Genomic DNA, 24,738 nt, shown 5'->3' with positions numbered 1-24,738 from the left:
ACCGATGACCGTCCGGTCTCGTGCGCGACGACTCGCGCCCCGGCCGCCGATAATTTTCGACGGCCCGTTACACGAAACCGATAACCGTCAGGTCTCAATACTCGAAGATGATTCATCACGGGTTGACCACAAATTGTCCGGCCATTGCCGAATGCCGCATAAATCGCGAACCAATTCCGCACCGGCGGCATTCGGTGCCATTTCGATAATTCACTCCCGCTTTTCCGGAGTGATCGACGTTTCTTGCGGTGCGGGGGCGGTCTGGACGTGTCGACCGGCCCTCGAAACGACGAAATTCATGGAGGTCAGGTGACCCAGTCCGAGCGCAACCTCGACAGCAGCCGGAAAGAGCCGGGTTCCGCGCCGGGCGGCGCAGCAGAGTTCCCCGGCCCGGTTCCCGGTAACGGCGGACACCCGCACAACGGCAACGGCAGCCACAACGGCGTCTCGCCGAGCCCGCGGCCCGGCCACCCGTTGCGTCTGTCGGCGGCACAGCGCGGGATCTGGTTCGCCCAGCATCTGGCGGGCTCGTCCCCGATTTCGGTGGCGCAGTATGTCGAGATCACCGGCCCGGTCGACGTCGATGTACTGGTCGCGGCCTGTGAGACCGTCGGGCGCGAGTTCGGTTCCGCCTATGTGCGACTGGTCGAGGAGGACGGCGAACCGTTCCAGATCGTCGACGAAGGACTGCCCTCACCGGTGTCGGTGCTGGATCTGCGCGGACACGACGATCCGGTGGCCGCCGCACACGACCTGATGGTCCGCGACTATTCCGCCCCACTGGACCTCCACAGCGACCGACTCATGAAATGTGTTGTCTTCCAGGTCGGTTCGGACCACTACCTGTGGTATCAGCGCGCCCACCATATCGTCCTCGACGGTTTCGCCGCGGTGACGATGCTGCAGCGGATCACCGAACTGTACAACGCCTGGGTGACGGGGGAGCAGGCCCCGGAGTCCACGGCGAAGGACCTCGGTGAAATCGTGGACCAGGACCTGTCCTACCGGGGGTCGACACGATTCGACAACGACCGCAACTATTGGACCGAACACTTGGACGGCGCCCCACCCGTCGTCAGCCTCGCAGGCCGCGTCGGCAAACCCACCATTCACCCGGCCCTGGTCAGCGCCACCCTCCCGGACGACACCGCCCAGCTGCTGGACCGGGTCGTCACCGACCGCGGGACCAGCGTCACCCCCGTGATCGTCGCCGCGTTCGCCGCCTATCTCGCCCGGATGACCGGAAGCGACGAAGTGTTGCTGAGCCTGCCGGTGTCGGGCCGGCACTCCGCGGTGCTGCGCCGGTCCGGCGGAATGGTCGCCAACGTGGTCCCGTTGCGGGTCCCCGTCGCCGGCCGCGGCACCGGCGCGGTGATCGACGCCGTACAGGGCGAGCTCACCAGCGCCCTGCGACGCCAGCGATACCGGCAGGAAGACATCTTCCACGATATGGGGATCGCCCGCGACGAAACCGCGTCGTTCGGCCCGGCGGTCAACCTCATGATGGTGGACAACGAGATCGTGCTCGGCACCACCACCGGCCGGTTACATGTGCTGACCTCGGGCCCCACCGCCGACCTCTTCGTCAACATCTATCCAGGCGCGGGCCGCGACAGCACCCAGATCGATTTCCAGGGCAACCCGGGCGCCTACAGCAGCGACGAACTCGCCGCCCACCACACCCGGTTCCTGATGTTCCTGCACGAATTCCTGGCCGGCGGACCGGAACACCCGGTCAGCACCCTGCCGCTGCTGGAACCGGCGGAACGCGCCGCGCTGCTGCCCGTCCGCGGACCGGACAGCACCGGCGACCGGCTGCTGCCCGATATCCTCACCGAAGGCGCCCGCCGCGACCCCGCCGCGACCGCGATCGCCGCCACCACCACCACGCTCACCTACCACGACCTCGACACCCGCTCCTCGCAGCTCGCGCGGTACCTGATCGGCCGCAGCTGCGGGCCGGGGACGGCGGTGGCGATCGTGCTGCGCCGCTCCGCCGAGACGATCGTCGCGGCATGGGCGGTCGCGAAATGCGGTGCCGCGATCGTGCAGGTCGACCCGGACTATCCGGCGAAACGTATCGAGCACATGATCACCGACAGCGGCGCCCGGGTGGTGATCACCCTCGACGCGCTCCGCGACCGGCTACCGGACGCCACACCTGTACTGCTCGTCGACGACCCCGCCACCCGGCAGGCCTACGCGGACAACGATCCCGGCCCCGTCACCGACGCCGACCGCACCCGCCCGCTGCACACCGGCGACCTCGCCTACCTCACCTACACCTCCGGTTCCACCGGTGTGCCCAAAGGTGTGCAGGTCACCCACCGCGGCCTCGCGAATCTCGTCGCCGACCGCAGCGACATCTACGATATGAACTCGCGGTCGCGGGTGTCCTATGCTCTTTCACCAGCTTTCGACGCCTCCTTCGAACAGTTCCTCACCTGTTTCGCGGGCGGCGCCACACTGGTGGTGGTGCCGCCGGAGGTGATCGGCGGCGACCGGCTCACCGCGCTGCTGGCCGAACAGCGCATCACCCATCTGACGTTGACACCGGCGATGCTGGCGACCGTGGACCCCCATCCGCTCACCGACCTGCGGGTGGTGGTGGTCGGGGGTGACGTATGCCCGCCGCATGTGATCGAACGGTGGTCGCGGCACTGCGCGATGTTCAACGAATACGGGCCCACCGAAACCACGGTGACCGCCGCGAGCGCCCGGATCCGGCCCGGCCGGGACCTCACCGCCGGCGGCCCGGTCCGCGGTGTAGCGGCGATGGTGCTGGACCGCGCACTGCAACCGGTGCCGGTCGGCACGGCCGGGGAACTGTATCTGGCCGGGCCCGGCCTGGCCCGCGGCTACAACCGGCGGTTCCCCGATACCGCGGCCCGTTTCGTCGCCGACCCCTACGGCGGCCCGGGGCAGCGCATGTACCGCACCGGCGACCTCGCCCGCTGGACCGTCGAGGACTCGCGGGTTTCGCTGGAACTGCTGGGCCGCAGCGATTTCCAGGTGAAAATCCGCGGCTACCGGATCGAACCCGCCGAAATCGATACCGCCCTTACCGCCCATCCGGACGTCGACCTGTCGGTCACCGTCCCGGTGCACAACAATGCCGGCGCCACCGTCCTTGCCTCCTACGTCGTCCCCGTCGACGACCACCGCGCCGACCCGGAGCAGCTGCAACGGTTCGCCCGCGAATCCCTGCCACCGCATATGGTGCCGGCGGTGATCGTGCCACTGGACCGGCTGCCGGTGAACGCATTCGGCAAACTGGATCGCGCCGCGCTCCCGGAACCGGAATTCGGGGCGGCCCCCGCCGGGCGTGCCCCGGAAACCGCCCGCGAAATCCTGATGGCCGGCCTGTTCACCGAGGTCCTCGGTGTCCCGCAGGTCGGCGCCGACGACAGTTTCTTCGCCCTCGGCGGCGACAGCATCCTGTCGATCCAGCTGGTGTCGCGCGCCAAAGCCGTGGGTCTGGGATTCTCCACCCAGGACGTGTTCGAGCACAAAACCGTCGCGGCCCTGGCCGCCATGGCCACCGAAGCCGGTGGAGCACCACAGTTGCGGGAACTACCCGGCGGCAGCACCGGCCCGGTCCCGCTGTCGCCGATCGTGCACGCCATGCTCGACCGCGGCCACTACGACCGCTTCGCCCAAGCGACCCTCGTCGAACTACCCGACCGCCTCGACCCCGCCCATCTCGCGCGCGCCCTGGACACCCTGCTGGACCGCCACGACATGCTGCGCGCGACCTTGCGCGTCACCGCCGCCGGTGAACACCGCCTCGACGTTCCGGCCCCCGGATCCGTCGACGCCGCCACCGTCCTCACCGACCGCACACTGCGCGACCGCGACGCCGCCGAAATCGACCGGCACCTGCAGGCGGCCGCGGACCGACTCGACCCCGCCGCCGGTGTGCTGATGCAGGCCGTCCGCATGCAGGACGGCACCGGCACGGGCCCGGACCTGCTGTGGCTGGTAATCCACCATCTCGCCGTCGACGCGGTGTCATGGCGGATCCTGCTCGCCGACCTCGCCCACATCTGGCTGCAGGTGTCTACGGGCGAGGACCCGCAGCCCGGCGCGGGCACCACCTCGGTGCGGCGCTGGGTGCACGGCCTGACCGAACAGGTCTCCGCGCGGCGCGCCACAGAACTGGCACGCTGGACAGAGGTACTCGCCGGCGGTGAACGGCTGCTCGGAACACGGCCACTGGACCCCGAACGCGATGTCATGGCCACCGCCGGCCGGATCCGGTTGCGTATCCCGGCCGATATCACCGACGCAGTGCTCACCACCCTCCCGGCCCGCTTCCACGGCAGCGCCAACGACCCACTGCTGGCGGCGCTCGCACTGGCTTTGGCGCAATGGCGGGCCCGCCGCGGCGACCCCGCCGGTACGGAACTGATCTCCCTGGAGGGTCACGGCCGGGAAGAGCAGGCGGTGCCGGGCGCGGACCTCAGCGCCACCGCCGGCTGGTTCACCACCCGGTTCCCGGTCCGGCTCGAAATGTCCGGCGTCGACCTCGACGACGCCTTCGCCGGCGGCCCCGCCGCGGGGTCGGCGATCAAACAGGTGAAGGAACAACTGCGCACGGTCCCGGACAACGGGATCGGCTACGGGATGCTGCGTTACCTCGATCCCGTGGGCAGCGCCGAACTCGGGAGCGCGCCGGAACCCCAGATCAGTTTCAACTATCTGGGGCGGGTGGGTGTCCGCGACCACTCGGGGGCGTGGACACCCACCACCGAATTCACCTCGCTGACCGCGACCACCGATCCGCGGATGGCGCTGCCCGCGGTACTGGATGTGAACGCGATCGCCGAACCCGGCCCCGACGGCCTCGAACTCGACGCCACCTGGGAGTTCGCCCGCAACATCGTGGATGCAGACGCGATAGCCGAACTCGCCGATCTGTGGGTGCGGGCCCTGCACGGCCTGGCCGCGCATCTGCACACCGAACCCGCCGGCGGTCACACACCGTCCGATTTCCCGCTGGTCACGGTGTCGCAGGACGATATCGACGAATGGTCGCGGGAATTCCCGGCGATGACGGATGTGTGGCCGCTGACCGCGCTGCAAACCGGGCTGCTGTTCCACACCCTCTACGACCGCGACGGCGACGACAGCTACATCGTGCAGGCGACACTGACCCTCGCCGGTGACGTGGACCCGCAGCGGATGCGCCAGGCCGCGCAAACGCTGATCGACCGGCACGACAGCCTGCGCACCGCCTTCGTCGAAACAGCCGACGGCCCCCGCCAGATCGTCCTGCAGAACGTCCGGGCCGACTGGCGCGAAACCGACCTCACCGATCACGACCCCGCAGCCCGCGACCGCGAACTCCGCCGCCTCACCACCGAAGCCGCGGCACCGTTCGATCCCGCGCGCCCGCCGCTGCTGCGCTTCCACCTGCTGCGCACCGGCATCACCGAATACCGGCTGCTGATCACCGACCACCACCTCGTCCTGGACGGCTGGTCGATGCCGCTGCTGATCCATCAGCTGCTCGTCCTCTACACCAACGGCGGTGAGGCAGCTGATCTCGCGGCCCCCCGGTCGTTCCGCGACTACCTGCAATGGCTGCACACCCAGGACAACGATGCCGCCACCACCGCATGGCAGCGGATGCTGGCCGGAGTGGACAACCCGACCCGGGTCACCGGCCGCCCGGACCGTACGGGCAGCGCAGCCGCCGGTGAAGTCGGTCTCGAACTCGACACCGCGACCGCCACCGCGGTCCTCGACCTGGCCCGCTCCCACGGTGTCACCGCCGGCACCACCGTCCAGGTGGCGTGGGCGATGCTGCTCACCGCCCTCACCGGACGATCCGATGTCGTGTTCGGTAACACGGTGTCGCACCGTCCGCCGCAACTGCTCGGCGTCGAACACATGGTGGGCCTGTTCATCAACACACTGCCGGTGCGGGTCCGGTTCGACCCCCGGGAAACGGTCGCCGACCTGCTGATCCGAGTGCAATCCGAACAGGCCGCGATGCTCGAACACCGCCATATCGGTTTGGCGGAACTCCAGCACGCCACCGGCATCGCCGATATGTTCGACACCGTCACGGTGCTGGAATCCTATCCGCTGGACCGGGAAGGCCTCGCCCGCGACCTCGACGCCGCCGGACTGCAGTTGATCGATCTCGACGCCCAGGACGCCACCCCCTACCCGCTGAGCCTGCAGGTCACCCCGCCGCGCCCCACCGGCACCTACACGATCACCCTGCGCTACGCCACCGACCGGTTCGATACCGAACAGGCCACCGCCCTGCTCGCCCGATTCGAACAGATCCTCACCCAGCTCGTCACCGACCCCGCCACCCGCACCGCCGCCGTCACCCCCGGCTACGACCCCGCAACCCACGCACCGTCACCGGCCACCGGCGCACCCGCCGTCCCCGAAACCACCCTGCACGACATCCTCACCGCCACCGCCCACCGCTACCCGGACGCGGCCGCCGTCCGGTCCGGCGACACCACCCTCACCTACCGTGCCCTGCAGCAGCGCGCCGACGACCTCGCCGCCCTGCTCACCGAACGCGGCGCCCGCCCCGAAACCTTCGTCGCCCTGGCACTTCCACGGTCGACCGACCTGGTCGTCGCGATCTGGGCCGTCGCGAAAACCGGCGCCGCGTTCATCCCGCTCGACCCCGCCAACCCCGGCGAACGAATCGCCGCGATGCTCGCGGATACGGGTACCGGCCTCGGTATCACCACCGCCCCCGTCGCCGCACACCTCCCCGGCACCGTCGACTGGCTGACCCCCGGCAACACCCCCCACAGCCGGCCCCCGGCACCCACGCGCGTGGCGACACCCGAGAACACCGCCTACCTCATCTTCACCTCCGGGTCGACCGGCACCCCGAAAGCAGTCCAGGTGACCCACCGCGGTCTGGCCGATCTCGTCGCCGCCCACACCGAAGCCTTCGCCCCGGACTCCACCTCCACGGTGTTGCAGGTCGCCTCACCCGGATTCGACGCCAGCGTCTCGGAACTGCTCCTGGCCCACGGCAACGGCGCCTGCCTGCTGATCGCACCCCCGGACGTGTACGGCGGCACAGACCTCACCGAACTACTCCACACCGGACACGTCACCCACGCCATCATCACCCCGTCCGTGCTGAACACCCTGGACCCGGCACGGCTACCGGATCTCACCACCGTCGCAGTCGTCGGTGAAGCCACCGGCGCGGACACCGTGAACCGGTGGGCGCCCGGCCGGCGCCTGCTGAACCATTACGGACCGACCGAAACCACGATCTGGGCCACCGGATCCGCCGCCCTGCACCCCGGACAACCGGTGACCATCGGCGGACCCGTCCACGGCGTATCGGCCGCGGTCCTCGATATGTGGCTGCGGCCGGTACCGGCCGGCGTCGCGGGGGAGCTGTACCTCGGCGGTCCCGGCCTGGCACGCGGCTATTTCGGCCGGCCCGCCACCACCGCCGCCCGTTTCGTCGCCGACCCCTGCTCCGCCCACGGTGAACGCCTCTACCGCACCGGCGATTCCGTGCGCTGGATCCACGGCCGCACCGGACTCGAACTGGAATATCTGGGCCGCAACGATCAACAGGTGAAAATCCACGGCCTCCGCATCGAACCAGGCGAGATCGACACCCAGCTCACCCGCCACTCCGCGGTCGCGAGCGCCGCCACCATCACCCGCACCGGCCCCACCGGCGAACCGATCCTCGTGTCCTACGTCGTCCCCGCGCCCGGCGCCACCCTCGACACGACGGCACTGCACGACCACCTCGACCGCACCCTCGCCCACTACATGAACCCCGCGGCGATCATCGAACTCGGCGAAATGCCGGTCACCGCCACCGGCAAAATCGACCGCAAAGCGCTACAGCACCACGAATTCACGACACCCGATGTCACGGGCCGCGCCCCCGCCACCCCGGAAGAACACACCATGGCAGACCTGTTCGCGCAGGTCCTGCGCGTGGACAACGTATCCGCCGACAGCAACTTCTTCACCCTCGGCGGCGACAGTATCGTCTCCATGCGCCTGGTCGCACTGGCCAAAGCCGCCGGCCTCGTCCTGACCCCCCGCGACGTGTTCGAAGGCAAAACGGTCGCCGCACTCGCCGCCACCGCCCGCCACGACCACCCCGCCACCGACACCGGCCCCGCACACCGGCCACTCGTCACCCTCGACGAAACCGAGATCGACGCACTACGGCAGCGCTATCCCGGCCTCGCCGACATCTGGCCCCTCTCGCCGATGCAAGCCGGTATCCACTTCCACTCCACCTTCACCGGCGAGGACACCGGCACCACCGACAACTACACCGTCCAGACCACCATCGCCTTCACCGGCAATATCGACACCGACCGCCTGCGCCGCGCCGCCCAAGCCCTGATCGACCGCCACGACATCCTGCGCGCCGGATTCGTCGAAACCGCCGCCGGGCCACACCAGATCGTCGTCGAACACACCGGCACCGTATTCCGTGACATCGACCTCACCCGCGGCGATCCGCGCACAGCCACCGAGATCGCCGCCGCCGACGCCGCCGCCGGTTTCGACCTGTCCACACCGCCGCTGATCCGGTTCACCCTGCTGCACCTCGAACCCGGCGTGCACCGGCTGCTGGTCACCAACCATCACATCATCCTCGACGGCTGGTCGATGCCGCTGCTCATGGGCGAACTCCTCGACAACTACGGCACACCGGAACGAATCGGCGCCACCGAACCCGCGCCCTCCTACCGCGACTACCTGACCTGGCTGCAACACCAGAACCCCGCCGCTTCCAAAGCCGTGTGGGCACGGGAATACGCGGACGTGGATTCCCCGACCCGCGTCGCCCGTGGAACGTCCACCGCGAGCACCGCCGCCGAAGTGAACGCCGACCTACCCGCCGACCTGTACGGCGCGCTACGCGACGTCGCCGCCGACACCGCAGTCACCGTCAACACAGCCGTCGCCGCGGCCTGGGCGCTGAACCTGCGCGTCCTCACCGGCGACACCGATATCGTCTTCGGTTCCGCGGTCTCGGGCCGCCCACCGGAACTACCGGACGTGGACCGCGCCCTCGGCATGTTCCTCAACACCATCCCGGTGCGGGTCCGCCTCGACCCGGCACACACACTGCGCGACCTGCTGACCCGAATCCAGGACCAGCACGCCCGCATGCTCGACCACCACTACATCGGGCTGCCCGAAATCCAGCGCGCCGCCGGCGTCACCGAACTGTTCGACACCGCGATCGCGTTCCAATCGTTCCCCGTCGACCGCCCCGCCCTGCAACGACTCGTCGAATCCGCGGGCCTGCGCATCGGCGAAATCAACGGCGTCGACGCCACCCCGTTCCCACTGAGCCTCGTCGTCGCCCCCACCCACGACGGCTCACCCGGCCTGCGGATCACCCTCCGCTTCCTCGAAGACGACGTCGACAACACCCGCGCCCACCACATCCTCACCCGGTTCGTGGACATCCTCACCCGCATCGCCCGCGACCCCGCCACGAGGCTCGGCGCGCTCGCACTACCCGACGTACCTTCGCCCGACCACCCCGACACCGCCCATCACACTCCCGAAACCCTCGCCGCCATCCTCACCGCCACGGCCGCCGCCACCCCCGCCGCGGTCGCCGCACGCTACGGCACCACCACCCTCACCTACCGGGAACTCGACGAACAATCCAACCGTCTCGCCCGCACCCTGCTCCGCCGCGGCGCCCGCCCCGGCCGGATCACCGCCCTCGCACTCCCACGCTCCCTCGCCGGTGTCGTGGCCCTGTGGGCGGCCGCCAAAGCGGGAACCGCGTTCGCCCCGATCGACCCGAACCTGCCCGCCGGGCGCATCGAATACCTGCTGTCGGATTCCGCGGCCCGCCTCGGCATCACCGATACCGCCACCGCACCGACCCTGCCCGCCGGAATCGACTGGCTGATCATCGACGACGAACCCACCCACCACAGTGTGGCCGCGGAATCGCCGGAACCGGTCACCGACACCGAACGCGGCACCCCGCTGCACCCGGACCGCAACGCCTACGTCATCTACACCTCCGGATCCACCGGCACCCCCAAAGGTGTGCAGGTCGGACACCGCGCCCTCACCGACGTGGTCGCGGCACAACACCGCAGCCTGCACGTCGACGAACAGTCCACGGTCCTGCAGGTCGCCTCACCCAGTTTCGACGCCAACCTGTTCGAACTGCTCATGGCACACGGATCCGGCGCACGCCTGGTCATCGCACCCCCCGACGTGTACGGCGGCCGCGAACTCGCCGACCTCATCCGCCGCGAGCACATCACCCACGCGGTCATCACCCCGTCCGCCCTGTCCACCGTCCCCGCCGACGACCTCACCGGCCTGCGAGTGCTGGCCACCGCAGGCGAACCCGTCGGACGAGAACTCGTCGAACGGTGGGCACCCGGCCGCACCATGATCAACCTCTACGGCCCCAGCGAAACCACCATCTGGGCCACCGCCGGCGAACTGACCGCCGCGACACCGATCGGGATCGGCCGCCCCGTCGGCCCCGTGGCCGCCGCTGTTCTCGACACCTGGCTGCGGCCCGTACCGCAGGGCGTGGCCGGCGAACTGTACCTGTTCGGGCCGGGACTGGCCGAAGGCTACATCGACCGCCCCGGACTGACCGCCGCCCGGTTCATCGCCTGCCCGTTCGACACCGGCGGTACCCGCATGTACCGCACCGGCGACCTCGTCCGCCGCACCCCCGACGGCGACCTCGAATTCGTGGGACGCAACGACTTCCAGGTGAAAGTCCGCGGTTCCCGCGTCGAACTCGGCGAAATCGACGCCGTCCTGTCGGCCCGCCCCGACATCACCTTCGCCACCACCCTCGCACACCACGACGACGGGGGACCGGCACGACTGGTGTCCTATGTGGTGCCCGCACCGGAAGTGAACGTCTCCGCCGACACCCTCACCACCGCACTCGCCGACGCGCTCCCCACCTACATGGTGCCCGCCGCGATCATGATCCTCGACGACGTACCGCTCACCGCCCACGGCAAACTCGACCGCGACCGCCTCCCCGAACCCGAATTCACCGCACGCGAATACCGGGCCCCCGCCACCTGGCCCGAAGAACTGGTCGCCGACACCTACGCCCAAGTCCTCGACGTGCCCCGCGTCGGCGCCGACGACGACTTCTTCGCCCTCGGCGGCGATTCCCTCAGCGCCTCCCTGGTGGTAGCCCGCGTCGGCGCCGCCCTCGGCGTCCGTGTCCCCGTCCGGGCCCTGTTCGAAGCGCCCACCGTCGCCGCCCTCGCCCGCCACACCACCACCCTGCGCAGCGGTGACCGGATACCGCTCACCGCCCGCCCCCACCCCGAACCCGTACCGCTGTCACTGGCCCAGCAACGCATGTGGTTCCTCAACCGGTACGAACCCGACTCCGCCGCCTACAACATTCCCGTGATGCTGCGCCTCACCGGCCACCTCGACACCGGCGCACTGCACGACGCCCTCACCGACGTCATCGCCCGCCACGAAGTACTCCGCACCATCTACCCCGAAACCGCCGGCGAACCCCGCCAACAAATCCTCACCGACCCCGCACCCGCCCTGCACACCCTGCCCGCCGACGCCGACACCCTGACCGACACCGTCACCGCGTTCGTACGCACCGGATTCGACGTCACCACCGAGGTCCCGCTCCGTATCGGACTGTTCGACCTCGGCACCGGCGACTACATGCTCGTCCTCGTCGTCCACCACATCGCCGGCGACGGACAATCCATGGGACCACTGGCCCGCGACGTCGTCACCGCCTACGCCGCCCGCGCCGGCGGCCACGCACCCCACTGGCAGCCGCTCCCCGTCCAATACGCCGACTACGCACTCTGGCAGCGCGAAGTCCTCGGCGCCGCCGACGACCCCGAATCACTCCTGTCGGCTCAGCTGCGGTTCTGGCGCGACACCCTCACCGACGCCCCTGACCGCCTCGACCTGCCCACCGACCGCCCCCGCCCACCGGTCGCCTCCCTCGCCGGGGGCCGCATCCCCGTCGCCCTCGACGCCGACCTGCACACCAAACTGCTCGACCTCGCCCACACCCGCGGCTCCTCCCTGTTCATGGCCGTACACGCCGCCCTCGCCGCCGTACTCGCCCGCCTCAGCGGCAGCGACGACATCGTCATCGGCACCCCCGTCGCGGGCCGCGGCGAACCCGGCCTCGACGACCTCGTCGGCATGTTCGTCAACACCCTCGCCCTGCGCACCCCCGTCCACACCGGCGAATCGTTCGCCGAACACCTCACGCGCACCCGCGACACCGACCTCGCCGCCTTCGAACACGCCGACGTACCGTTCGAACGGGTCGTCGAAGAACTCAACCCGCAACGCGCCACCGACCGGCACCCACTATTCCAGGTGATGCTCGCCTTCCAGAACCTCGCCGGCACCGACGTCGAACTCCCCGGCGTCACCGTCACCCGCGCCGACGTCGACACCGGACTGTCCCAATTCGACCTGCAACTGATCCTCGCCGACACCTACGACGACAGGGGAGCGGCCGCCGGGCTCTCCGGAACCCTCACCTACGCCCACGACCTGTTCGACGACACCACCGCACACGAATTCGTCACGCGACTCCTGCGCGTCCTGGAAGCCGTCACCACCGACCCCGCGGTAGCCGTCGGCGATATCGACTGGCTCGACACCAGCGAACACGACGACCTGCTGACCCGGATCGGACCACGCCCCACCGGCCCGCGGCCCCCCGCCCTGCTACCGGACATATTCGCCGACGCCGTCCACGCCGACCCCACCGGCATCGCCGTCCTCTCCGACGACACCGAATTCACCTACCACGACCTCGACACCCGCTCCAACCAGCTGGCGCGGCTGCTGATCCGCCGCGGCGCCGGACCCGAACACCCCGTCCTCGTCGCCACCGGCCGCACCGCCGAAGCGATCGTCGCCTGGTGGGCCGTCGTCAAAACCGGCGCCCCTTACGTCCCGGTCGACCCCCGCTATCCCACCGGCCGCATCGAACAAATGGTCACCGACTCCCACGCCCACCTCGGCATCACTCTCACCGCCGCGCGACCCCAACTGCCCGGCAACGTCGACTGGATCCTCCTCGACTCCCCGGACACACACCGGCAACTCCACACCGAATCCGCCGAACCCCTCACCGACACCGACCGGCTCCGGCCACTCCGCCCCGGCAACACCGCCTACATCGTGTTCACCTCCGGCTCCACCGGCCGCCCCAAAGGTGTCGCCGTCACCCACACCGGAATCGCCGACTTCGTCACCGCACAACGCGGCGGCACCCCGCCGGACACCGGCGACCGCGTCCTGCACTTCGCCTCCCCGTCCTTCGACGCCTCCCTCCTGGAAATCCTGCTCGCCGCCGGCCGTGCCGCCACCCTCGTCATCGCCCCCACCGGCATCTACGGCGGCGACGAACTCGCCGAATTCCTGCGCACCCACCGCATCACCCACGCCTTCGTCACCCCCGCCGCCCTCGCCTCCGTCGACCCCACCGGACTCGACGACCTCCGCACCGTCATGTCCGGCGGCGACGAAGTCCCCGCCGACCTCATCAACCGGTGGGCCGGCACCGACCGCGCCGGCACCCGCGAGTTCCGGGTCCTGTACGGACCCACCGAAACCACCATGGTCGCCACCGCCACCGCTCCCGTGCACCCCGGCGAACGACCCACCATCGGCACCCCACTCCCCGGAATGCAGGCACTGGTCCTCGACGACCGCCTCCGGCCCACCCCCGTCGGCGTCACCGGCGAGCTGTACCTCGCCGGGCCCGCCCTGGCCCGCGGCTACCTGCACCGCGCCGCCACCAACGCGGCCAGATTCACCACCTGCCCCTACGCCGAACCCGGCAGCCGCATGTACCGCACCGGCGACCTCGTCCGCTGGAACACCCGCGGCGACCTCGAATTCGTGGGACGCAACGACTTCCAGGTGAAAGTCCGCGGCTACCGCGTCGAACTCGGCGAAATCGACACCGCACTCGGCGCCCGCCCCGATATCGCCTACGCCGTCACCATCCCGCGCCGCGACGGCACCGGACCCGTCACCCTCGTCTCCTACGTCGTCCCGGCCCCCGGCGCCGACCTCTCCGCCGACACCCTCACCACCGCACTCGCCGACACCCTCCCCGCCTACATGGTGCCCGCCGCAATCATGGTCCTCGACCGGATCCCGCTCTCACCCAACGGCAAACTCGACCGCAAAGCCCTGCCCGAACCCGTCCTGCAAGCCAAACACTTCCGCGCCCCCGCCTCCCCGGTCGAAGAGATCGTGGCCGGCGTCTTCGCCGACGTCCTCGGCCTCGACCGCGCCGTCGGCGCCGACGACGACTTCTTCGAACTCGGCGGCAACAGCCTCGTCGCCACCCGCGTCGCCGCCCGCATCGGCGCCGCCCTCGACGCCACCGTGCCGGTCGCGATGATCTTCGACGCACCCACCGTCACCAAACTCGCCGCCCGCGCCGAATCCCACGCCGACACCGGACGCGTAGCCCTCACCCCGCAACCCCGGCCCCCGCATATCCCGCTGTCCTACGCACAACAGCGCATGTGGTTCCTCAACCGGTTCGAACCCGACTCCGCCGCCTACAGCATCCCCATCATCATCCGCCTCACCGGCCACCTCGACACCGACGCCCTGCATCACGCCCTCACCGACGTCATCGACCGGCACGAAGTGCTGCGCACCTACTACCCGCACACCGACGGCGAACCCGCACAGGTCGTCCTGCCCGCCGACCACACCGCACCACCCCTGCACCCCACCCCGGTCGACGACACCGGCCTACCCGCGGCCCTCGCCGGATTCGTCGCCACCGCCTTCGACGTCACCGGCGAAGTACCGTTACGCGCCCACCTCTACAACACCGGCCCCGACACCTGGGTCCTGGCCGTCGTCCTCCACCACATCTGCGGCGACGGATCCTCCCTCGCCCCACTGGCCCGCGACATGATGACCGCCTACCAGGCCCGAGTCAACGGCCGCCCACCCACCTGGACACCACTCCCGGTCCAATACGCCGACTACACCATCTGGCAACACACCGTCCTCGGCGCCGAACACGACCCCGACTCGCTGCTGCGCACCCAAATCGACTACTGGACCACCCAGCTCGCCGACCTGCCACCCCTGCTCGAACTACCGGCCGACCGGCCGCGGCCCGCGATCCAGACCTACACCGGCGCCGATATCCCCCTCACCGTCGACGCCGGCCTCCACGCCGAACTGGACAACGTCGCGCGGACCCACAACACCACCCTGTTCATGGTGTTCCACGCCGCCCTCGCCGCCACCCTCGGCCGGCTCGCCGCCACCGACGATATCGCCATCGGCACCCCCTACGCCGGACGCGGTGAACCCGAACTCGACGACCTCGTCGGCATGTTCGTCAACACCCTCGTCCTGCGCACCCACCTCACCGCCCGGATGACGTTCACCGAACTCCTCGACCACGTCCGCAGCACCGACCTCGCCGCATTCGGGCACGCCGACGTACCGTTCGAACGGCTCGTCCAAGAACTCAACCCCGTCCGCTCCCACGCCCACCATCCCCTGTTCCAGGTGATGCTCGCCTTCCAGAACCAGACCGGCACCGAATTCGAGCTTCCCGGACTCACCGCCACCGCCGTCGAAGCCGACACCGCGACCTCCCTGTTCGACCTCCAGATCACCGTCTCCGACACCTACGACACCACCGGCGCACCCACCGGAATCACCGGCGGCATCACCTACGCCACCGACCTGTTCGACCCCGCCACCGTCACCGCCGTCGCCGACCGCCTGCACCGCATGCTGCGCGCCATCGCCGCCGATCCCACCCGGCACGTCCACGACATCGAACTCCTCGACAGCGCAGAAGAAGACGCCGTCCTGCACCGGTGGAACGCCACCGCACACCCACTCGACCCGGACGAAACCCTCCCCGCCCTGTTCGCCCGCGCCGCCGCCACCCACGCCGACCGGCCCGCCGTCGAATCCGGCACCCACACCCTCACCTACGCCGAATTCGCCGCCCGCGTCAACCGCCTCGCCCGCTGGCTCATCACCCGCGGCGTCGGCCCCGACACCCTCGTCGCACTACGCATGCCCCGATCCCTCGACCAGGTCACCGCCATGTACGCCGTCCACGCCGCCGGCGGGGGATACGTCCCCATCGACCCCACCCACCCCGCCGACCGCATCGACTACATGCTCACCACCGCCGCCCCCGTCGTCGAACTCACCACCCTCGACGGAATCGACCTCACCGGTTACGACGACACCCCCGTCACCGACACCGACCGGCTCCGGCCACTACGACCCCACAACACCGCCTACGTCCTGTTCACCTCCGGCTCCACCGGCCGGCCCAAAGGCGTCGCCGTACCGCACAACGCCGTCCTCAACCAACTGCACTGGATCATCGACACCTACCGCCTCACCGCCGCCGATATCGTCCTGCAGAAAACCCCCGCCACCTTCGACGTCTCGGTATGGGAACTGTTCGCCACCCTCGCCGTCGGCGCCCGCCTCGTCATCGCCCGCCCCGACGGCCACACCGACCCCGCCTACCTCGCCGACACCATCGACGACCGGCACATCACCGTCACCTCGTTCGTCCCGTCCATGCTCGCCGCATTCGCCGACGCCGCCCCCGCACAATCGCTCACCTCCCTACGGGCGCTACTCGTCGGCGGCGAAGCATTCGGCGCCGACGTGGTCGCCACCGCCCGCCGCGCCATGCCCCACACCGAACTGCACAACCTCTACGGCCCCACCGAATTCACCCTGCACGCCACCTCTCACCCCGTCACCGGCACCGACGACGGCAGCGTCCCCATGGGCACACCGGTCTGGAACGTCCGCGCCCACATCCTCGACACCCACCTCCGCCCCGTCCCACCCGGAGTAGCGGGAGACCTGTACCTCACCGGCAACCAGATCGCCCGCGGATACCACGCCCGCCCCGGCCTCACCGCCGAACGATTCGTCCCCGACCCCTTCACCGACGGCGAACGCATGTACCGCACCGGCGACCGCGCCCGCCGCCTGCGCACCGGCGAACTGGAATACCTGGGCCGCACCGACTTCCAGGTGAAACTCCGCGGCCTGCGTATCGAACTCGGCGAAATCGAAGCCGTTCTCGCCGAACACCCCACCGTCGCCCGCGCCATCGCCGCCGTACACACCTCCGGCACCGGCGACCGGCTCATCGCCTACCTGGTACCCGCGACCGGCGCCGCCGTCGACACCGACGCCGTCCTCGCCCACGCCGCCACCGAACTACCCGACTACATGGTGCCCACCACCGTCATGGTGCTCGACACCGTACCGTTCACCGCCTCCGGAAAACTCGACCGCAACCGCCTACCCGAACCCGTATTCGCGGTAGGGGAGTTCCGGGAACCCGAATCCTGGCTGGAAGGAGAAGTCGCCCGAGCCTACGGCCACGTCCTCGGCGTGGACCGTGTCGGCGCCGACGACGACTTCTACGCCCTCGGCGGCAACTCCCTGAAATCGGTACAGGTGGTCAGCGAACTCCGCAGGGAAATCGACTACGACGTCCCCGTCAGCTGGATCCTGTCCGACCCGCGCCCCGCCGAACTCGCCAAACGGATCGAAACCGGGATGCGCACCGGACAGGTCACCACCGAACCCACCGCCCCCGGATTCGATGTCCTGCTACCGATCCGCACCACCGGAACACAACCCCCGCTGTTCTGCATCCACCCTGCCTCGGGCCTCGCCTGGAGCTACCGTCCCCTCTGCGAATACCTCACCGGGGACCGGCCGATCTACGGTATCCAGGCACCGCAACTCAGCGGCGCCGGGCAGGGACCCGCCACCATCGACGACACCGCCCGCCGCTACCTCGACGAAATCCGCACCCTCCAGCCGCACGGCCCGTACCACCTGCTCGGCTGGTCTCTCGGCGGCCAGATCGCCCACGCGATCGCGGTCGAAATGCGCGCCGCCGGGGAAGAGGTGGCCCTGTTGGCCCTGCTGGACGCCGAAGCCGACGGATTCGACCGATCAGCCGTCACCACCGTGACCGCCGGCGAACTCGTCGCCAACCTCGGCCCCGTCATGGGTATCGATTTCGTCCCCACCGACGCCACCGCCGAGGAAGCCGCCACCCTGATCCGGCAGAACCTGGGGGAGGAGCTCGGTATCGACGCCACCCTCATCCAGCGCATGACCGACGCCTACAACCAGTCGATCCGCGCCGCCGCCGAATGGCAACCCCGGATCCTCGACAGCGACATGCTGTACTTCACCGCCACCGGCGAACGCCGCGCCGACGCCACCGGCCACCACGGCTGGGAACCGCACGTCCGCGGCCACATCACCGCTATCGATATCGATGCCACCCACCTGGCGATGACCGAACCGGCGGTCCTGGCCCGCATCGCCCACGTCCTGAACGACCAACTCGACCGAGAAACCGCCGGACACAACGGATGACCGCGCCGGGTGGGGGGCGGCGCCTCCACACCCGGCGCCCGAATTCAGCTCAGGGAGTCCTGTCAGTGCGCCGCAGGGCCCGCGTTGTGCTCACACCGGCGGCGGCGACCACTGCAGCAACCTCGAGGAAACCGGCGTGGGGACTGGCTGTTTCCGAATGGAGTTGCACGACAAGCAGCGCGCCTCAGGCCGCCGGCGTGCACGCCACCTAGGTGCCCAGTGCCGGCCAGACCCGTGTGGTAGCCGATGATTGCGGTCCCGCGCACAGGAGCGGGTCTCGTGCCGCGATTCGGAACAGGGCTCTCACCATGTTCGGCGGTACCGATTCGCGCATCACTCCGGAGTACTGACTTCTCGGCGTATCAGTGGCAGTGACCGGCACTCCGGGGCCGGCAACCCCAGCGACTCGACTGTATTGCTGGAGACCGAGGCGGTCGCGTGTGGAACCGGCCGCCGACTGCCGGGGGAACGTCCACAGTCCGTCTCCTGGACGTTAGTTGACGTAATGTAGATTATCGGCAGTCTTCGGGAGGTCGGGTCGGAGACCGAACACCGAGCCGTGGCGGCCAGTTCACGACTGCGTACCCGGACTCAGGGCCCCTCTGCCTGCGGGGAAGTTCGGCCGAGACATGTCGGTCGGGATCGGAGACGCAATCGAGTCGGTGCTGGACGGGCGCATTCTGGCACCTCACGCATTATGTCAACTCGGGGTCGGTGCGCTCGGCGGTAGACAGTCGGTCGATTTCGGCTGCCACAGCCCGCAGGTGCGACTCCGGCCCGTTCCCACCGCGCTCCGGATTCTGTGCCGGTGGTGTTCCTGTCTCCTCCCCTGCGTCCGGGCGCTGACGGTGCAGCCCGGCCGCGAAGCGCTAGAGCGTCCCGTCGACCCGCTGCCCAGAAGGCCAGCGGTCGGTGATCATCTCGGTCATCTCGGTCACCCAGGTGTCGTCGAGGGCGGCGTCATGGCGGATGAGGATGCGGAAGATCGCGGTGCCCGCCACGACCTCGGCGAGCATGGGCAACTGGTCGCCTGCTCGGCGCTCCTGGCCATAGCGGGATTCGAAAGCGGCCAGATTACCGGCCAACCGGTCGATCATCATGCGGTGCACGTCGGGAGCGGCGACAGTGTCGGCGATCAGACCCGGCAATGCCAGCCGCACTTCCGGTCTGTCGAACATCGCGCGGACCGTCTCGACCAATGCCCGGATGTCCCGGCGGATATCACCGGAACCGTCCGGCGTGGGAATCGTTTCGGCGGGCAGCACGGCCTCGTGGACGAGCTGCGCCTTTCCCGACCATCGCCGGTAGATGGCGGCCGTGGTCGTCCCGGCTCGCGCGGCGATCGCCGACAACGACAGCGCCGGATAGCCCGTCTGTAGCAGGAGTTCCCGGGTGGCCGCGATGATCGCGGCGTCGATCCTGCCGTCGCGCGGGCGGCCCGGCGTAGATCGCGCAGACCTCTTGCCTTCCCTGCCGCTTTCTGCTGTCATGATCCCATCGTAATTCCAATACGGTGTGCATCATATTTGAGGGAGACCGTGTGAACCTGAGCCCACTCGACGAATACCCGATTCATCAGACACCGGCGCCCCTCACCTGGCCCGCCACCTCCGATCGGAATTTCTACGACCGCTCGTACTTCAACGTGCTCGACCGGGACGGCCGCTTCATGGCCCTGACCGGAATCGGCTACTACCCACGCCTGGGCGTCAAGGACGCCTACTTCGTCGTCCGCCGCGGAGACACCCAGACCGCCGTGCACCTCAGCGACGCCATCGACGACGACCGGCTCCACCAGAACGTCAACGGCTACCGCCTCGACGTCGTCGAACCGTTACAGGAACTGCACCTGACCCTGGCCGAAACCGAGGGCATCTCCGCGGATCTGACCTGGCGCGGACTGTTCCCCGCCACCCTGGAACAGCCGCACGACATGCTGACCGAACGACGAGTGACATTGCAGGCGTGCCGGTTCGCCCAGGTCGGCACGTGGCAGGGCTGGATCGACGTCGACGGCGAACGGCTGACAGTCGATCACGACACCAGTGTGGCCAGCCGCGACCGATCCTGGGGCATCCGGCCGGTCGGTGAACCGGAACCGGCGGGCCGGCCCGATGCCGCATTCCGCGGAATGTGGTGGCTCTACCTGCCGCTGGCCTTCGACGACTTCCAACTGTTCCTGATCCTGCAAGAAGACCCCGACGGCCACCGGAGCCTCTACGACTGCACTCGCCGCTGGCGCGACGGCCGCGTCGAACAACTCGACGGAGTGCGCGCCACCATCCACTATGCGCCCGGGACACGGATCCCGCGGGGCGCCCATATCTCGTTCATGAACCGCGCCGGCGACCGGATCGAACTCGATATCGAATCGAAGCTCTTTGCGCCCATCGCGTTCGGGTCGGGCTACGGTGGCGACTCCTCATGGGCACACGGCACCTGGAAGGAGGGACCGTTCGCCGAACGCGTCAGCTTCGACCTCACAGATCCCGCGGTGATGGCCCGGGCGCCGTTCAGTCTCATCGACCATATCGGCGCAGCCGTATGCACCGAAGCCGACGGGCAGGTCCGCGAGGGTGCCGGGCTGTTCGAGCACGGCGTGCTCGGACCGCACTATCCGTCGGGCTTCTCCGACTGGACCGACGTAGCGGAATAGGCGCGACGTATGAAGATCATGACAGCGCTGTACGGGCCCACCGATGCGGCCGAACGCGCGAAAGTACTCCAGGAAGCCGGCGCATCCGGTGTGTTCACCTTCGAAGGCCCGTTCGACGTGTTCACGCCGCTGGTGCTGGCATCGGCGGTCGAAGGTCTCGACGTGATGTCCAACGTCGCGATCGCGCTCCCCCGCAATCCGATCCAGCTGGCCCATCAGGCCAACGATCTGCAACTGCTCACGAAGGGGCGTTTCATCCTCGGGCTGGGCACGCAGGTGCGCGCGCAGATAGAGAAGCGCTACGGGGCCGAGTTCGACCATCCGGTCGCCCGGATGAAGGAGATGGTGGGGGCGCTGCGCGCGATCTTCGCGGCATGGAACGACGGCGCACGGCTGGACTTCCGCGGCGAGTACTACCGGCACACCCTGATGACGCCGACATTCGTACCCGGGCCGAACCCGTTCGGTCCGCCGCCGATCTATCTCGGCGCCCTGGGCCCCCGGCTGACCAGGGCGACCGCGGAGGTGGCCGACGGTTTGCTGGTGATGCCGTTCGGGACGAAACGGTACTTGCACGGCACGACGATGCCTGCTGTCCGTGCGGGGCTGGCCGCGGCCGGTCGCAGCGAGGACGATTTCGAGGTCGTGCCCGAGATCATCGTGTCGGTGGCCGGCGGACGAGACGACGACCACGCCTCGACCCGGATGCTGCTGGCGTTCTACGGTTCCACCCCGGCCTACCGGCCGGTGCTCGATGCGCACGGCTGGGGCGATCTGCAGCCGGAACTCAATGCGATGTCCAAGCAGGGGCGCTGGAAGGAGATGGCGTCCCTGATCGACGACGAGATACTGCACACCATCGCCGCCTGCGGTACCCCGGCCGAGGTGGCCGCGCATATTCGGGACCGTGTCGACGGTGTGTCGGACCGGATCTGTCTGTATCAGCCGGGCCCCATCGCGATCGACGCGCTCGCCGAGATCGTTGACGCGCTGGGGGGATCGCCATGTCGGTGACCACGATCGAGTTCGACGACGTCACCGACGACCGCTACGGCGGCAAGGCGGCCGGCCTCGCGCAGCTACGCCGTCTCGGGCTCGCTGTGCCGGTGGGATTCGTCGTCGTCGATATTTCCGGACCGGGCGCGATCGAGGCGGCGGCGGAGAGGTTCGTCCGGATGGCCGCCGCCGGAGCGGCCCCGGTGGCGGTCAGATCGTCGGCGGTCGGAGAAGACGGGGCCGACCAGTCCTTCGCCGGGCAATACGACACGGTGCTGGGTGTCGATTCCGTCGACGCTTTCACCGCGGCTGTGCGCACCTGCGCAGCCTCCGTCCATTCCCGGCGAGCCTCGTCCTACAGCGGACAAGGCAGCGCCACGATGCATGTAGTGGTTCAGCAGATGGTCGACGCGCGCGCCGCCGGTGTCGTGTTCACCGCGGACCCGACGACGGGCCGCCGCGACCTCATGGTGATCGACGCCGTCACCGGGCTCGGCGAAGCGCTGGTCGACGGTACGGCCTCCCCCGACCATATCGTCCTGGATTCGCGCGGTGTGCCCGCGGTGCACGAGGTGGGCGAGGTGCCGGTTCTGTCGCCGGAGGAGATCGCGGATATCCGGTCCGCCGCTCTGCGCGCCGCCGAACACTGGGGCCGGCCACTGGATCTCGAATGGGCGATCGACCGCTCCGGGAAACTGTGGTGGTTGCAGGCCCGGCCGATCACCACCCTGCCCGGCGATCTGAACGAGATGGATTCACCGCTCGCGGGTGCGGATCACGTGTACACGCGCTGCAATATCGGCGAGATGATGCCAGGGGCGTTCTGCCCGCTGACCGCATCGGTATCCGGCTATGCCATCGACTACGCGATGCAGATGACGCAGGTGGTGGCGCGGGCCCAGCCCGGTTATGAGAAGCCGTGGCTACAGGTCGGCTATTTCTACGGCCATATGTTCTTGAACCTGACCGAGGGTACGGCGCTGAGCTCGGGGCTTCTGGGGAATTCGCTGGAGCAGTTCTCGATGTCGATCTGCGGTCGGGTGGTCGACGAGTTGCAGGCGAAACCACCGAAGCCGTTCGCCCGCAAGCTCGTCAACACCGTCCGGCTCACCACGCATGCGCTGTCCGCCGGTCCGGCGATTCGCCGTTTGGGTGACCGGATCGCCGAATTCCGCATTCCGGCGAGTGACGACCCCCGGCTCATCATGCGCCAGTTGGAATCCGGCGTCGAACAGTACTGCGACATCACCCTGACTCATGTGCGGTCGTCGTCACGTGCCGCGGTGGCCGCCAACATTCTCGAAAGCGTCCTCATACGACAGGCGGCCGAGAACGGACGCAGCGAGGACGAGGGCCGGGCCGAAGCGGCCAGGCTCATGGCCGGCGCCTCCGAAGTCGAGAGTGCGCTGATGCTGGAGGAGCTGGATTCGGTCGTGCGTATCGTCGCCGCGGACGCTGCGGCTGCCGAGGAGTTCCTGGCGAACGAGCCGGACCGCGCTGTCGGCACGTTGCAGGCCGCCGACAGCCTCGGCGGGAGGGCGTTGCGGCGTTTCCTGGGCCGCCATGGCCACCGTGGGTACCGCGAGCTGTGCATGCGTGATCCTTCGTGGGCGGAGGACCCGGGGGGTCTGGGAGCGATGATGCAGGTCATGCTGCGCTCAGCTCTCGATCCGGCCGGCCGTGGGGCGGTGCACACGCGTATCGAGGCGCCTCGATCGGGGGTTGTCGGATTTCTCGCCCGGCTGGCGCGGGGCGGTGCGCGTGGGCGCGAGGAGACGAAGTCGAAGATGGCGCTGATGGCGCATGCGCTCAAGCTCGGCTACCGGCGTCTGGGCGAGGTGCTGGCCGCGTCGGGGCGGCTACCCGATGCCGATCTCGTCTTCTTCTTCGATCGTGGGGAATTGCACCGCGTCGTCGGCGGGGAGGACATCGCCGGTCTGGTGCAGTGTGCCCGGAAGCGTCGTGAGGCGTTGGCGTTCCAGGAATTGCTCGAGTTCGATGACGTGTCGGTGGGCCGGCCGGAACCTCTTGTCGTCGTGCCGCTGCAGGGGATCACCGGCGACCAGATCTCAGGCCGGCCTGCCGGGCGTGGAACCGTGGAAGGCGTGGTGCGTGTCGCGAAGTCGATTGTCGATGCACGTGACGTACAGCGGGGTGAGATTCTGGTCGCGCCGGTCACCGATGTGGGTTGGACCCCTTATTTCACTGTCATTGCTGCGCTTGTCACCGATATCGGCAGTTCGGTATCGCACGGCGCGGTGGTGGCGCGTGAGTACGGTCTACCGTGCGTGGTCAACACTTTGGTGGCCACGCGAGTGCTGCGGACCGGCGACCGCGTACGCGTGGACGGGGACCGAGGTCTGGTCACCCGCGTGGACGAGCCCAGGACCGCGAACTGACGAATATCCCTCTCCCCCTTCTCAGGTATGCCAGTACCCCGAATTTCATCACAGTGACACACTGTGCTGGGGTGAGGAGCGCGAGCTCCGAATCCTCCACGAAATCCCCGCCCGCCCGCGTGGCGATCGACGGCCGCGCGCGGCATCACCACCACTGGGTAACCTGAGGCTGAACTAACCTACGGCGGTGGCAGCAACCTCCCGGCCACCACACCGCAGCGTCGCCGACCGCGAGGATGTGCCGTCGAT

Annotated in this window: 5 protein-coding genes; 4 read left to right on the top strand and 1 reads right to left on the bottom strand. The window is 69.0% G+C overall.

What is annotated here, in order from left to right:
- Positions 1-309: 309 nt before the first annotated feature.
- Entirely contained in the window at positions 310-18,438 is an 18,129-nt protein-coding gene (locus NFL01S_RS00945) for a non-ribosomal peptide synthetase (protein ID WP_062970494.1), read from the top strand.
- 869 nt (positions 18,439-19,307) lie between these two features.
- Here NFL01S_RS00945 and NFL01S_RS00940 read toward each other — a convergent pair.
- Positions 19,308-19,928, bottom strand: a complete 621-nt coding sequence (locus NFL01S_RS00940; protein WP_062970492.1) for a TetR-like C-terminal domain-containing protein — start codon at positions 19,926-19,928, stop codon at positions 19,308-19,310.
- 50 nt (positions 19,929-19,978) lie between these two features.
- Here NFL01S_RS00940 and NFL01S_RS00935 point away from each other — a divergent pair, with 50 nt between their 5' ends.
- From NFL01S_RS00935 to NFL01S_RS00925, 3 genes are read left to right on the top strand one after another with little or no spacing between them, the layout of a single operon-like run.
- Positions 19,979-21,094 (top strand): Rv3169 family protein, encoded by a 1,116-nt coding sequence (locus NFL01S_RS00935; protein ID WP_062970490.1) that lies wholly within the window; start codon positions 19,979-19,981, stop codon positions 21,092-21,094.
- 9 nt (positions 21,095-21,103) lie between these two features.
- Complete coding sequence (locus NFL01S_RS00930; protein WP_062970488.1) at positions 21,104-22,108, top strand: TIGR03617 family F420-dependent LLM class oxidoreductase; 1,005 nt, start codon at positions 21,104-21,106, stop codon at positions 22,106-22,108.
- Positions 22,099-24,489, top strand: a complete 2,391-nt coding sequence (locus NFL01S_RS00925) for a PEP/pyruvate-binding domain-containing protein (protein WP_062970486.1) — start codon at positions 22,099-22,101, stop codon at positions 24,487-24,489. Before NFL01S_RS00930 ends, NFL01S_RS00925 begins: the two co-directional genes overlap by 10 nt.
- Positions 24,490-24,738 lie beyond the last annotated feature (249 nt).

This window comes from Nocardia flavorosea NBRC 108225 (genome assembly GCF_001613385.1).
In the GTDB taxonomy this organism is placed as follows: Bacteria; Actinomycetota; Actinomycetes; order Mycobacteriales; family Mycobacteriaceae; genus Nocardia; species Nocardia flavorosea.
Note: the sequence above shows the minus strand (reverse complement) of the source record. Positions and strands in the feature narration are given on the sequence as shown.

Excerpts from the sequence above, each read along its gene's own strand:
- NFL01S_RS00940 (WP_062970492.1), bottom strand. The coding sequence starts at position 19,928 with ATGACAGCAGAAAGCGGCAGGGAAGGCAAGAGGTCTGCGCGATCTACG.
- NFL01S_RS00925 (WP_062970486.1), top strand. The coding sequence starts at position 22,099 with ATGTCGGTGACCACGATCGAGTTCGACGACGTCACCGACGACCGCTAC.
- NFL01S_RS00930 (WP_062970488.1), top strand. The coding sequence starts at position 21,104 with ATGAAGATCATGACAGCGCTGTACGGGCCCACCGATGCGGCCGAACGC.